The 13040-nt window shown below is 71.0% G+C and carries 10 protein-coding genes; 1 reads left to right on the top strand and 9 read right to left on the bottom strand.

Annotated elements, in window-relative coordinates:
- Positions 1-2642, top strand: a 2642-nt coding sequence (locus BST27_RS32455) for a PE family protein (protein WP_170062330.1), incomplete at its 5' end; no start/stop codon positions are given.
- A 701-nt stretch (positions 2643-3343) separates the two neighbouring features.
- Here the strand turns inward: BST27_RS32455 and tsaD are convergent.
- The 9 genes from tsaD to BST27_RS16225 form a co-directional block, all read right to left on the bottom strand.
- A complete protein-coding gene (gene tsaD, locus BST27_RS16265) occupies positions 3344-4366 on the bottom strand; it encodes a tRNA (adenosine(37)-N6)-threonylcarbamoyltransferase complex transferase subunit TsaD (RefSeq protein WP_069417512.1) in 1023 nt (340 codons plus the stop codon).
- Positions 4363-4833 carry a ribosomal protein S18-alanine N-acetyltransferase gene (gene rimI / locus BST27_RS16260; RefSeq protein WP_069417513.1) on the bottom strand — a complete coding sequence of 157 codons (471 nt, stop codon included), beginning with the start codon at positions 4831-4833 and terminating at the stop codon, positions 4363-4365. The genes tsaD and rimI overlap by 4 nt, the downstream gene beginning before the upstream one ends.
- Entirely contained in the window at positions 4830-5462 is a 633-nt protein-coding gene (tsaB, locus tag BST27_RS16255; protein WP_197518064.1) for a tRNA (adenosine(37)-N6)-threonylcarbamoyltransferase complex dimerization subunit type 1 TsaB, read from the bottom strand. The genes rimI and tsaB overlap by 4 nt, the downstream gene beginning before the upstream one ends.
- A complete protein-coding gene (gene tsaE, locus BST27_RS16250) occupies positions 5456-5929 on the bottom strand; it encodes a tRNA (adenosine(37)-N6)-threonylcarbamoyltransferase complex ATPase subunit type 1 TsaE (protein ID WP_069417514.1) in 474 nt (157 codons plus the stop codon). Before tsaE ends, tsaB begins: the two co-directional genes overlap by 7 nt.
- On the bottom strand, positions 5922-6986 hold the full coding sequence (locus BST27_RS16245; protein ID WP_197518065.1) for an alpha/beta fold hydrolase: 1065 nt from the start codon (positions 6984-6986) through the stop codon (positions 5922-5924). Before BST27_RS16245 ends, tsaE begins: the two co-directional genes overlap by 8 nt.
- A gap of 53 nt (positions 6987-7039) precedes the next feature.
- Positions 7040-8209: an alanine racemase gene (gene alr, locus BST27_RS16240; protein WP_069417516.1), complete on the bottom strand. Its 1170-nt coding sequence runs from the start codon at positions 8207-8209 to the stop codon at positions 7040-7042.
- Positions 8210-8280: 71 nt separating this feature from the next.
- Positions 8281-9666 carry a glutamate decarboxylase gene (gad, locus tag BST27_RS16235; protein ID WP_069417517.1) on the bottom strand — a complete coding sequence of 462 codons (1386 nt, stop codon included), beginning with the start codon at positions 9664-9666 and terminating at the stop codon, positions 8281-8283.
- Between the two features lie 36 nt (positions 9667-9702).
- Entirely contained in the window at positions 9703-11124 is a 1422-nt protein-coding gene (locus BST27_RS16230) for a bifunctional ADP-dependent NAD(P)H-hydrate dehydratase/NAD(P)H-hydrate epimerase (protein ID WP_069417634.1), read from the bottom strand.
- Positions 11125-11167: 43 nt separating this feature from the next.
- On the bottom strand, positions 11168-13039 hold the full coding sequence (locus BST27_RS16225) for an alpha/beta hydrolase family protein (protein ID WP_069417518.1): 1872 nt from the start codon (positions 13037-13039) through the stop codon (positions 11168-11170).
- Between the last annotated feature and the right edge of the window lies 1 nt (position 13040).

Below are 13040 nucleotides of genomic sequence, written 5' to 3'. Positions count from 1 at the left end.
CCGAACAGGGTCGCGATCACCGCAGACACCTCGTCGGCGCCGGCAGCCGCAATCTGCGTCGTCGCACCCGCCGCGGCGGGAATGGCGGAGCCGGGGGTCAAGGAGGCGCAGGCGCCACCGGAGTGGCCGGGGGTGCCGGCGGGGACGGCGGGGCCGGCGGCGCGAGTAGGGCGCTGTTTGGCGGAACCGCCGGTGCTGGCGGTGACGGTGGGGCCGGCGGGGACGGCGCAACAGGTGAAACGGGCAGCGCGGGTGGCGGGACCGGCGGCGACGGCACCGCCGGCGGAGCTGGCGGTGCCGGTGGCGCAGGCGGCGCCAACGCGAGCCTTTACGGAGTGGGCGGCGCAGGCGGCGCCGGCGGTTCGGGCGGCGTGGGCGGTGACGGCGGCACCGGTGGCACCGGCGTGGGCTCTGCCACCGACGGCGGCACTGGCGGCACCGGCGGTACCGGCGGCAAAGCCGGGGCTGGCGGGGCCGGCGGCGCCGGCGGCCCGTTGGGTGCCGTCGGTAAGACGGGCAGCAACGGCACCGGCGGTAACGGCGGCTCCGGAGGCGACGGCGGAGTCGGCGATGTGGGCGCCGCGGGGACTAGCTCCGCCACACCGACCGCGGGCCTGCAGGGCTTTCAGGGCGGCGCCGGCGGCCAAGGTGGCGCGGGTGGAGCCGGCATCGACGGCCAAGGCGGCGGCAACGGCGGCAACGGCGGTCAAGGCGGCCAGGGCGGCGAAGGCGGTAAGGGCGGCTCCCACACCGGCACCAACGGTGCTAACGGCGCGGCAGGCGGGAAAGGCGGCACCGGCGGCGCAGCCGGTGCGGCCGGGCTTGGCACCGACGGCGGCCTGGACGGGTCGAACGGCACCGGCGGCCAGGGCGGCACCGGCGGTCAAGGCGGTAGCGGGGCAACGGGCAGCACCGGCGGCAGTGGCTCTGGGCCCAGCAAGGGCGGCCAGGGTGGCCAGGGCGGCGCGGGAGGCGTCGGCGGCGACGGCGGCAGCGGGATCAACGGCGTGGGCGGCGGCAAGGGCGGCACCGGAGGTATCGGCGGGACCGGCGGTACCGGCGGAAACGGCGGCAACAACACCGGAAGTGCCGGTAATAGCGGTGCCGCCGGCGGCAAGGGCGGCACCGGCGGCACGGCCGGTGCCGGCGGTATCGGCACCGACGGCGGGGAGACCGGCGCGAACGGGACCGGCGGCACGGGTGGCACGGGCGGCAACGGCGGCAGCGGCGGCACCGGAACTGCGGGCAGCAACTCCACGAGTGCACCAACCGCCGGGAAGCAGGGCGGCGCGGGCGGCGCGGGCGGTCAGGGCGGTTCCGGCGGGGCCGGTATCAACGGTGAAGGCGGGGGCCAGGGCGGTCAGGGCGGCAACGGCGGCACCGGCGGCACCGGCGGCGTCGGCGGCAGCAACACCGGCACCACCGGCGGCACCGGCGCCGACGGCGGCAAGGGTGGCACCGGCGGCGCGGCCGGCGCAGCAGGACTTGGCACCGACGGCGGCGATGACGGCGGCATCGGCGTTGGCGGCACGGGCGGCAAGGGCGGCAACGGTGGTAACGGCGGCACCGGTACCACCGGCACCAGCAGCGGCACGCCTACCAATGGTGGTCTGGGCGGCAAGGCCGGCACGGGCGGCCAGGGCGGTGACGGCGGTGCCGGCATCGACGGTCAGGGCGGCGGCCAGGGCGGTCAGGGCGGCAACGGCGGCACCGGCGGCACCGGGGGTGCCGGCGGTAGCAACACCACCGCCGGCAGCGCAAACGTCGCCGGTGAGGGCGGCAAGGGTGGCACCGGCGGCACCGCCGGAGCGGCCGGACTCGGGGTTGACGGCGGCCAGAACGGGAAGATCGGCACCGGCGGCACAGGCGGCACCGGGGGCCAAGGCGGAACCGGTTCCACGGGTACCGCTGGAAGCGGCGGTGCGGCTCCCACCGAGGGCAAGGCGGGTGGCACCGGGGGCGCGGGCGGCGTGGGTGGTGACGGCGGGGCCGGCATCGGCGGCGTCGGCGGAGGTGCCGGCGGCACCGGTGGCCAAGGCGGCACTGGCGGAACCGGCGGAACAGGCGGTAGCAGCAACGCCGTCGGCAGCACCGCGACCGGCGGAACGGGGGGCGCCGGTGGCGTCGCGGGTACCGGCGGTGCCGGTGGGAATGGAACCGATGGTGGTTCCGGCGGCACCGGCGGTCAGGGTGGCACCGCTGGCGCCGGTGGCGCCGGCGGCTTGGCCAACACCAACGGCAAGGGCGGTACTGGCGGAGTCGGGGGTATTGCCGGAACCGGCGGCGTCGGCGGCAATGCCGGCGGCGGCGACGGCAACGGCGGCAATGGCGGTGTCGGCGGCAATGGAGGCACGGGCGGCGTCGGCGGTAACTCGAGCAGCTCTACCGGCGGTACCGGTGGTGACGGCAGCATCGGCGGACTCGGCGGCGCGGGCGGCACCGGCAGCGGCGCGGGCGTGGGCGGGACCGGCGGATCCGGCGGCACCGGTGGTGGCGGCGGCACCGGCGGCAAGAGCGGCTCTACCAGCGGCAAATCCGGCATCGCCGGTACGGCGGGCGGCGTCGGCACTGGTCCGGACGGCGTCAATGGCGGCACCGGTGGGGCCGGCGGCGGCTTCGGTACCGGCGGTTCCCCCGGCTGACGTTGCGGCCGGACGCCTCGCGCTCGCCCGGTGTCGCGCTGGCGTGACGCTCGGCGTCGGCGGTCACTCTGGTGTGACGCTCGGCGGCCAGTTGCCTCGCTCGCCCGGTGTCGCGCTGGCGTGACGCTCGGCGTCGGCGGTCACTCTGGTGGGACGCTCGGCGGTGGGACGCTCGGCGGCCAGTTGCCTCGCTCGCCGGGTGTCGCGCCAGAGTGACGCTCGACGTCGGCGGTCACTCTGGTGGGACGCTCGGCGGTGTGACGCTCGGCGGCCAGTTGCCTCGCTCGCCCGGTGTCGCGCTGGCGTGACGCTCGGCGTCGGCGGTCACTCTGGTGTGACGCTCGGCGGTGGGACGCTCGGCGGCCAGTTGCCTCGCTCGCCCGGTGTCCCACCAGAGTGACGCTCGACGTCGGCGGTCACTCTGGTGGGACGCTCGGCGGTGTGACGCTCGGCGGCCAGTTGCCTCGCTCGCCCGGTGTCGCGCCAGAGTGACGCTCGGCGTCGGCGGTCACTCTGGTGTGACGCTCGGCGGTGGGACGCTCGGCGGCCAGTTGCCTCGCTCGCCCGGTGTCGCGCTGGCGTGACGCTCGGCGTCGGCGGTCACTCTGGCGTGTCGCGCCAGAGTGACGCTCGACGTCGGCGGTCACTCTGGTGTGACGCTCGGCGGTGTGACGCTCGGCGGTGGGACGCTCGGCGATGAGCTAGACCTGGGTGATGACCACCGGCAGCCCCGGGTCGCTCACCGCATCCAGCGGCGACGGCTCGGCTCCCGCCGCTACCAACTGTGCGGCGAACGCGGCGATCATCGCCCCGTTGTCGGTGCACAGCCGGGGCCGGGGAACGCGCAGGGTCAGGCCGGCGTCGGCGCAGCGTTGCGTGGCCAGTTCCCTGATCCGCGAGTTGGCGGCCACTCCCCCGGCGATCAGCAGGTTCGACACACCGAGGTCGGTCGCAGCGCGCACCGCCTTCTTGGTCAAGACGTCGGCGACGGCCTCTTGAAACCCGGCGGCGACATCGGCCGTCACGGCATCGGGATGGCTCTCCACGTAGCGCGCGACGGCGGTCTTGAGTCCGGAGAAGCTGAACGCGTATGGGTCGTCGTTCGGGCCGGTCATGCCGCGGGGGAACGGGATGGCGTCCCGGTCGCCGGTGCGCGCCAGGTCGTCGAGCACCTTGCCGCCCGGGTAGCCCAGGCCCAGTAACCGCGCCACCTTGTCGTACGCCTCACCGGCGGCGTCGTCGACGGTGCTGCCCAACTCGACGATCGGCTCGCCGAGCGACCGCACGTGCAGGAGGTGAGTGTGACCGCCCGACACCAACAGCGCCACGCACTCGGGTAGCGGGCCCTGTTCGTAGACGTCGGCGGCCAGGTGCCCGCCGAGGTGGTTCACCGCGTAGAACGGCACCCCCCAGGCGGCCGAATACGCCTTGGCCGCAGCGACTCCCACCAGTAGCGCGCCGGCCAACCCGGGCCCGATGGTGGCCGCGACGATGTCGGGCTTGGCCAGGCCGGCGGCTTCCAGCGCGCGTCGCATAGCGGGCCCGAGCGCCTCCAGGTGTGCACGGGAAGCGATCTCGGGCACCACGCCGCCGAACCGCACATGCTCGTCGACGCTGGAGGCAACCTCATCGGCCAACAAGGTCACACTGCCGTCGGGCGCCAGCCGCGCGATGCCGACACCCGTTTCGTCACAAGAGGTTTCGATGGCAAGAATGGTGGTCACTGGGCCTCCCGGCGCATCGTGTAGGCATCGGCGCCGCTGACTCGGTAGTACCGCTTGCGCAGACCGATCTGCTCGAATCCCATGCTGCGGTACAACCCGATGGCGGCCTCGTTGTCGGTTCGGACCTCCAGGAAGACGACGCCGCCGTCGGCGAAGTGCAGTAACTCTTCCAACAATCGGCGGCCGATGCCCCGCCCCTGGTAGGCCGGGTCTACCCCGATGGTGTGCACTTCGTATTCGAACGGGGCGACGCGGCCCAGCCGTGAGATCCCCGCGTACCCGACCAGTAGGTCCCCGATCCGCGCACCCACGTAATGGTTACGCCCACTTGCCAATTCGCGCTCAAAGGCGACCGCCGGCCACGGGTCGTCGCCGTCGAACAACACCGCTTCAAGCTCGGCGCAGCGGCGAGCGTCCGCGCGGGTCAGCGCGCCTACGGTGACGGGCACGTCGGCGGCGCGTGTCATGACCGTGCCGCCAAGGGCTTGGCATCCGGTCGGCGCAGGTACAACGCCACCAGTGGTGCCGGCGGCGCCGAAAAGTCGGGCACCGCGCGCACCAGGCCCGCCGCCGTCGGGTAGACGGGCTCTATCCGCGGCAGGTCGAAAAGGGCGGCGTGCTCGGGCGATCCGGCCACCGCGTGCGCCGAGCCGGGGTCCACATCGGCTGGAGAGTTGACGTCCGCACCCGCGGTGCGGACGCCGTCGCGGTAGCGCGCCCAGTAGACCTCTCGCCGACGCGCGTCGGTCACCACCAGCACGTCACCCGTGGTCAGCACCCCAATGGCATCCAGGCTGCACACGCCGTGCACCGGGATGTCCAGCGCATGCCCGTAGGCAGCGGCCGTGGCCATGCCGGCCCGCAGGCCGGTGAAAGGCCCCGGCCCGCAACCCACCACCACGGCGTCGAGATCGGCCATGACCAGCCCGGCATCGGCGAGCGCGGCCAGGACGTTGGGAGTCAGCCGTTCGGCATGCGCGCGGGCGTCGAGCGTGACACGCTCGGCCAGTACCTGCACATCATCGAGACCGAGACGGACGATGCCCGCCGTCACCGCCGGCGTCGAAGTGTCAAGCGCGAGAACAACCTTCACGATCCCCACTCCCACGTCGCAATCCTGGTGTCGGAGTGGCTGACTCGCTCCAGCCGGACATCGAGGTGACGTTCGGAGAGTCGTTCGGCCAGACCTTCGCCCCACTCCACTACGACGACGGCGTCTTCGAGATCGGTGTCCAGGTCCAGGGAGTCGAGTTCGCCGAGCAGGTCCGCACCCTGATGGTCCAGCAGCCGGTACATGTCGACGTGGATCATGGCCGGCTTGCCCGCTTGGCGCGCCGGGTGTACCCGGGCCAGCACGTACGTTGGCGAGGTGACCGGCCCGTCGACATCCATCGCCGCAGCGATCCCCTTGGCCAACACCGTTTTTCCTGCGCCGAGCGGACCGGATAACACCACCACGTCGCCGGCGCGCAGCTCGGCGCCGAGCTGGGAGCCGAGGGCGATGGTGTCCTCGACGCGCTCGCAGGTTGCGGTGCCTCCGCCGGCCCGGGCCGTGCTAACCATGGCGCCTAAACCGTTCCCGGAGCCGCTCGCCGAATCGGCGGTACCGCAACGTCATCTTGTTCGGGACGGCCCGCTCGACGAGCCGGATCAGGCCCTCGTTGATCGGATCGGGCTTGTCGAGCAACGCCAGGTGGCTGGCACCTTCGACGATGATCAGCTCGGATTGCGGCAGCGAGGCCGCCATCAACCGGGAGTACTCGTCCGGGGTGAGCAGGTCGTGGTCGCCGCACACCACCAGCGTCGGGACCTTGAGCAGCGTCCACAATCCCCCGGTTTCGTCATGGGTTTCGAGGGCCCGCAGGAAGCCCACCAGGGTGGCGATCGGGGTGCCGGTCATCATCCGTTGGGAGAACGCATCCAGGCTCCGGCTGACCTTCAGGTCGCTGTAGGACGCGGCCCGCAGGATGGGACCGATCAACGACCGAGATACGTTGCGGCCGCGGTCCATCAGCTTCGGCGCCGACTTCGCGGTGAACCGTACGGCGTTGAGTGCCGGGTTCTTGAGGAACTCGCCCAGCGGTGAGCGCGTCACGCCCTCGGCCGCCGACGACAGTAACGCCGCACCCACGATCCGCTTGCCGTACCGCTCGGGGAATTGCCGGGCGTGTGACAGCACCGTCATGCCACCCATGGAGTGGCCCACCAGCACGACCAATCCGCGGGGTGCGGTGGCCTGCAGCACGGTTTCCAGGTCCTGCCCGAGCTGGGTCAGCGTGTAGGACTCGGGCTCGCCTTGCCCGGACTGGCCATGCCCGCGCTGGTCGTAGAAGACCATCCGCACCCGCGAACCGTAATGCTCGCTGAGCCGGGTCCGCTGAAAGTGGAAGGCGCCCATGTGCAAACAGAATCCGTGCGCGAAGACGATGGTCAGCGGGGCATCCTCCGGGCCGGCCTCGCGAACCGCCAACTCCACCCCGTCCGGCGTCGTCACCACTTTGGCGCGGTCACTGTCCAGTCGGTCGAAATCCTCGTCGGCCCACGGGTCTTCGACGACGCTGCTGCGTTCGGCGAGCGATCGCCGCGCCGAGGCGCCCACGATCGTGGCCACCGCCGTCAGCCCTGCGCTACCCGCAAGCCACGCCTTCTGGCGCTTGCGGGCATCCTCGTCGCTCAAGGTTTTTCGGCCTCGCGGTAGGTCCTGGTGATACGACCCCGGGGGCTGGTGACGATCTCGTAGTGGATGGTCCCGACGAGATCGGCCCAGTCCTGGGCGGTGGGCTCGCCGTTGCCGCCTGGCCCGAACAGGATCGCCTCGTCACCTTCGCTGACGTCGACGGGTCCGGGCCCCAGGTCGACGACGAACTGATCCATGCAGACCCGTCCCACCCCCGGTCGCCGCTTACCGTTGATCATCACCTCGAGCCGCCCGCCCAAGGAGCGGAACACCCCGTCGGCGTAGCCGATGGGCAGCAGCGCAACGGTGGTGTCGTGCGGCGCGACCCAGTCGTGCCCGTACGAGACACCGCTACCCGCCTCTACCGACTTCACCAGTGCCACAGCACATTTCAATGTCATCGCGGGCACCAGACCCATGTCGCCCAGTTCGGGCACCGGACTCAGCCCGTACACCGCGATGCCGGGCCGCACCAGGTCCAGCGTCAGGTCGGGCCGGGCCAGGGTGGCCGACGAGTTCGACAGGTGCGCGACCTCGAACTTCACGCCCTTTTCGCGGGCGTGCTCCAGCATGTCGTTAAACCGTTGGGCCTGAACGTCGTTGATGGACTTGTCCGGCGCGTCGGCGTAGACCATGTGCGACATCAGCCCGCGCAGCCGGATGGTTTCCTCGGCGACGGCCGCGCGCAACGCGGTCAACATCGCCGGGTACAGCTTGGCGGGTACACCGTTGCGGTTCAGTCCGGTGTCGACCTTGACGGTGACCGTGGCGGGGACGCCGGTGCGCCGGGCCGCGTCCAGCAATTCATCGAGCTGGCGCACCGAGGACACGGCGATCTCCACGTTGGCCTGCAATGCGGGCGCGAAGTCGATGCCGGGCGGGTGCAGCCAGGCCAGCACGGGTGCGGTGATGCCGTCGGCCCGCAGGGCCAGTGCCTCGTCCACGGTGGCGACGCCGAGTTCGGTGGCTCCCGCCGCGAGCGCGGCGTGCGCCACCCGGGTGGCGCCGTGGCCGTAACCGTCCGCCTTGACCACGGCCATCACCTGCGCGTTACCGGCGTGTTCGCGCAGCACCCGCACGTTGTGCTGGATGGCGCCCAGGTCGACGACCGCCTCGGCCAATACCCCCGGTGTCAGCGATGTCGACGTAGCGTGCACGGCCGCCATTGTCCCAGAACCGGCGGATGTGGGTAGCCGGGCGACCCGGGCGACGGTGTGTGACCCCGGACGAGGCCCCGCTAATGCGCGAAATGCTGGCCGTCGTATTGCCCGCCCGGCTTCACCTTGTCCAGCGTGTGCAGGGCGGTGACGGCGTCGTCGTGCAGGGCCCGGGCCAGGTCAGCGGAGAATCCCTCCCGCACCACAATGCGCAGCACGGAGATGTGCGTGGCGTTGTCGGGCATGGTGTACGCGGGTACCTGCCAGCCGAAGGTGCGCAGCTCGTGGGAGACGTCGAACTCGGTGTACCCGCGGTCGCGGGCCAGCCGGAACGCGACCACCGGGATCGCAGAACCGTCCGAGATCAGCTCCATGTGCTCGCCCGTCCGCAGCTGCTCGCCCAGCCAGCGCGCCGTCTGCGACAGGGACTGCATGACCTTCGTATATCCCTCCCGGCCCAGCCTCAGGAAGTTGTAATACTGCCCGACCACCTGGTTGCCGGGGCGGGAGAAGTTGAGGGTGAAGGTCGGCATGTCGCCGCCCAGGTAGTTGACCCGGAAGATCAGCTCCTCGGGAAGATGCTCGGCGCTGCGCCACACCACGAACCCGATGCCCGGGTAGGTCAGCCCGTACTTGTGCCCGCTGACGTTGATGGACACCACCCGCGGCAGCCGGAAATCCCACTTCAGGTCCGGATGCAGGAACGGCACCACGAAGCCGCCGCTGGCGGCGTCGACGTGCACCGGAACGTCGACCCCGCCGCCTGCGGCCAGTTTGTCCAATGCCGCGCAGATTTCCGCGATGGGTTCGAGCTCACCGGTGTAGGTGGTGCCCAGAATGGCCACCACGCCGATGGTGTTTTCGTCGACGGCGTCCACCACCTGCTCCGGGGTGATGACGTAGCGACCCTCTTCCATCGGCAGGTAGCGCGGCTCGACGTCGAAGTAGCGGCAGAACTTCTCCCACACCACCTGCACGTTGGACCCCAGCACCAGATTCGGCGTGCGCCCTTCCCAGCCCTTGCCGACGCGCTGACGCCATCGCCATTTCAGCGCCAGCCCGCCCAGCATCACCGCCTCGCTGGACCCGATGGTCGACACCCCGATGGCGCTGGACGGGTCATCATCGCGCAGGTTCTCGGCGTGGAACAGGTCGGCCACCATGCACACGCAGCGCTGCTCGATCGCCGCGGTCGCGGGGTACTCGTCCTTGTCGATCATGTTCTTGTCGAACGTTTCGGCCATCAGCTGTCCGGCCTGGGGATCCATCCAGGTGGTCACGAACGTCGCCAGGTTCAGCCGCGAACTGCCGTCGAGCATCAGTTCGTCGTGGATGAAGCGGTAGGCGGCTTCGGGGTCCATCGATTCCTCGGGCATCCGCAACGCCGGGATCGGAGCGTTGAACAGCCGGCCGGTGTAAGCAGGCGCGACCGAGTGCCCCGGAACGGACGGGTGGTGTGTTGCCACAACGGATCCTCTCTAACTACTCGCGGCTCAACGCCGCTAGATGGCGGCCAGGGCGGCCCGGATGTGGTGCAGAATTCGCGACGCCGACGTGGGCGCTTCGCCGGGTCCCGGGTCGGCGGCCGACAGCGCCGCGGCGCGCGCGTGCACAAAGGCCGCGGCCGCCGCGGCCTCACCGGGCGGCAGCCCGGACGCCAGCAGCGCGCCGATCATGCCCGACAGCACGTCACCGGACCCGGCCGTCGCCGCCCAGGACTGCCCGGCCGGGTTCAGATAGACCGGACCGCCCGGTTCGGCGATGACGGTGACGTTGCCCTTGAGCAGCACCGTGGCCCCGAACGCGTCGGCAAGCTTGCGGCACGCGCCGACCCGGTCATCGCCCGGCGGCGCCCCCGCCAGTCGCGCGAACTCGCCGGCGTGCGGGGTCAGCACCGTCGGGGCTTGGCGGTTGGCCACCAGTTCCGGGTGCGCGGCCAGCATGGTGAGACCGTCGGCGTCGACCAGCACCGGCAGGTCGGTTTCCAACGCGAACCACAGTGCGGCGGCGCCGGCCTCGTCGGTCCCGAGCCCAGGCCCCACGACCCAGGCCTGCACCCTTCCGGCCGCCGACGGGGTAGGTGACGCGATGACCTCGGGCCAGTGCGCCAGCACCTCGTGGTTCGCGCTCCCGGCGTAACGGACCATGCCGGACGTGGCGGCGACGGCAGCGCCGGTACAGAGCACGGCCGCCCCCGGATACGTCGCCGACCCGGCGAGGATGCCGGTCACGCCCTGGGTGTACTTGTCGTCGCGGGGGCCGGGCACCGGCCAGCGCGCTACCACGTCGGCGGCATCGAAGCCGAGGACGTCAGTTTCGGGCAGGTCGAGCCCGATGTCGACCAGGACGACGCGGCCGCAGTCGGCCAGCCCGTGCACGTATTTGAGCCCGCCGAAGGTGACGGTCAGCGCGGCGCGCACCGCGGGTCCGTCGATCGCTCCGGTCGACACGTCGATGCCGCTGGGAATGTCGACGGCCACCACCGGAATCCCCGCGTTGTCCACGGCGTCGAACACCTCCGCCGCGGCGGGACGCAGCGGACCGGAACCGGAGATGCCCACCACCCCGTCGATGACCAGATCGGTTGTCGGTGACACCTTTTCGACGACCCGGCCGCCGGCTGCCCGGAACGCCGCCAACCCCTTGCGGTGCGTGCGCTCCGGATTGAGCAGGACCGCGTCGGCGGCCGCGCCGCGACGGCGCAGGAACGTCGCCGCCCACAGCGCGTCGCCGCCGTTGTCACCCGAGCCGACGACCGCACATATTCGACGCCCAGACACGCCGCCGGTGCGGGCCTTCAGTTCGCGCAGGATTTCGGTGGCCAATCCAAAGGCCGCGCGCCGCATCAAGGCACCGTCGGGCAAGCTGGCCAGCAGTGGCGCCTCGGCGTCGCGGATTTCATCAGCAGAGAAGTAATGCCGCATCAACGCCAGCATTGCACACGGCCGACTCGGTCGCGATCACGCTCTAGACGGTCACCGCCGCGAAGGCCTTGTGCAACCAATCGCTCATGGCATCGGCGAGCACCGCCCGGTTCTCCCGCTTGCTGATCGCGTGGCCGTCGTCGTCGAACAGCAGGTAACGCACGTCGCGGCCGGCGCGGCGCAGCGCCTCGACGATCTGTTCGGATTCGCCGACCGGCACGTTGGTGTCGTGCGCCCCGTGTACGACCAGCAAAGGCGCGGTGAGCGCGTCGACCCGCTGCAACGGAGACAGTCGGTCGAGCAACTCCCGGTCGTTGACCGGGTGCCCGTACTCGGGGTAGGCGGCGTCGGCGATCCACGGTTCGGTGTTGCGGTAAAAGGTGCCGAGGTCGCTCATGCCGCAGATGCTGACTCCCGCGGCAAACAGGTCAGGGTGAAAAGTCAAGGCCGCCAACGTCAGGTAGCCACCGTAGGACCAGCCCGCGCACGCGATGCGGCGCGAGTCCGCCAGCTTGTTGTCGACCAGGAACCGCACGCAGTCGGCGACGTCGTCGATGGCCGCGAACCGCTTTTCCTTGTCGTCGGCGTGCACGAAGGTGCGCCCGAAGCCGCCGGAACCGCGGACGTTCGGTGCCAGCACGGTGATGCCATCGTTCACCAGCCGCGCGAAGATCTCGTCATACCCGGGACGGGCCTGCCCTTCCGGTCCGCCGTGCAGGTACACCACCGCGCCCGTCGACTCGGACACATCCGGCGGCCGAAACAGCCAGGCGTTGAGGCTCAGCCCGTCACGGGCGGTGATCCGTTCCGGCTCGGACTCCGCGGTGAATCCGGTGATGACCGGGCCCCGGGTGGGTTTGCGGTCGATGAGTTCCCACTCCCGGGTGCGGGGGTTGACCAGTTCGACGGTTCGCGGCTGGTCGGGGCCCTGGATGGTCATGGCGACCAGCGAGCCGCCGGCACTGATGGACAGTTCGCCGGCAACCGGACCCGGCAACGGAATGGGCGGGGCCAGCGTGTAATCACTGTATTCGATGATCTGTAATTCACTGCGCCCCTGCAGGTTCCACAGCAGTGCAATGGTGGACAGGTCATCGCTGACGGCAAACTCGTCGATGCCGCAGTCGGGGCGTTCGGCCACCACGAAGTAGCTCACACCGTCCTCGCTGACCGTCACCTCCAACAGTCGCGTGTACTCGCACCCGTTGTCGCTGAGTACCAGCGCCCGCACGTAGCCAAGGCCGGCATTCCGGCACATCTTGGACGGGTAGTGCAGCCGGGTCTCCTCGCCGGTGAGGCCGGACCGGATGCGGCGTGGGTGATGGTCGTCGAGGATCACTCCGGCCGCCGTGACGGACCCGGGATCCGAAGGGAGCAAAGCGACTTCGCTGTCACCGTGCAGCATGATCATCTCGTGGTAACCGCGCGGCCCGACGCGAATCAGCGCCGCCCCGGCCCACGCATCGACCAATCGACCGCCCGAGCGGCGGTCCAACACGTTGGTGAACCCGTCCCCAGGGTCGATCAGGCACGACCGCCCGATCCCGTCCTCACCGGTCAGGATCGCCGCCACCCGGGTGCCGTCCCAACCGATCAGTTCGGCGGTCCCGTGTTCTTCGCCGTCGATTCGTCTGGCCATGCGGTCGTCGGGATCGGTTGTCACGATCCAGATTTGGCTGCGATTGGCTCCGTCGGGGGCCACCTGGCAGGCCAACCAGTGACCATCGGCGGAATGGATCACCCGGGTGACCGGGCCGGTTACCGGTAGCTCTACGTCCCGCGACGAACTGGCTCGTTGTCCCCGCAGAAAGCGTTGCACCGCACGGGGATAACCACCGTCATCAACCAGATGGGCAAACGCCGTCGCATCCGGGGACAACGACGCCCCGTACAGCGCGCGGACCCCGTGAGCCATC

The sequence above is a fragment of the Mycobacterium intermedium genome, from assembly GCF_002086275.1.
GTDB classification, from domain to species: domain Bacteria; phylum Actinomycetota; class Actinomycetes; order Mycobacteriales; family Mycobacteriaceae; genus Mycobacterium; species Mycobacterium intermedium.
This window is presented reverse-complemented; position numbering and strand designations above follow the sequence as displayed.

Bases quoted from the DNA above. Each gene is read 5' to 3' on its own strand.
- rimI (WP_069417513.1), bottom strand. From the start codon at position 4,833: ATGACACGCGCCGCCGACGTGCCCGTCACCGTAGGCGCGCTGACCCGC.
- alr (WP_069417516.1), bottom strand. From the start codon at position 8,209: ATGGCGGCCGTGCACGCTACGTCGACATCGCTGACACCGGGGGTATTG.
- tsaE (WP_069417514.1), bottom strand. From the start codon at position 5,929: ATGGTTAGCACGGCCCGGGCCGGCGGAGGCACCGCAACCTGCGAGCGC.
- BST27_RS16225 (WP_069417518.1), bottom strand. From the start codon at position 13,039: ATGGCTCACGGGGTCCGCGCGCTGTACGGGGCGTCGTTGTCCCCGGAT.
- BST27_RS16230 (WP_069417634.1), bottom strand. From the start codon at position 11,124: ATGCGGCATTACTTCTCTGCTGATGAAATCCGCGACGCCGAGGCGCCA.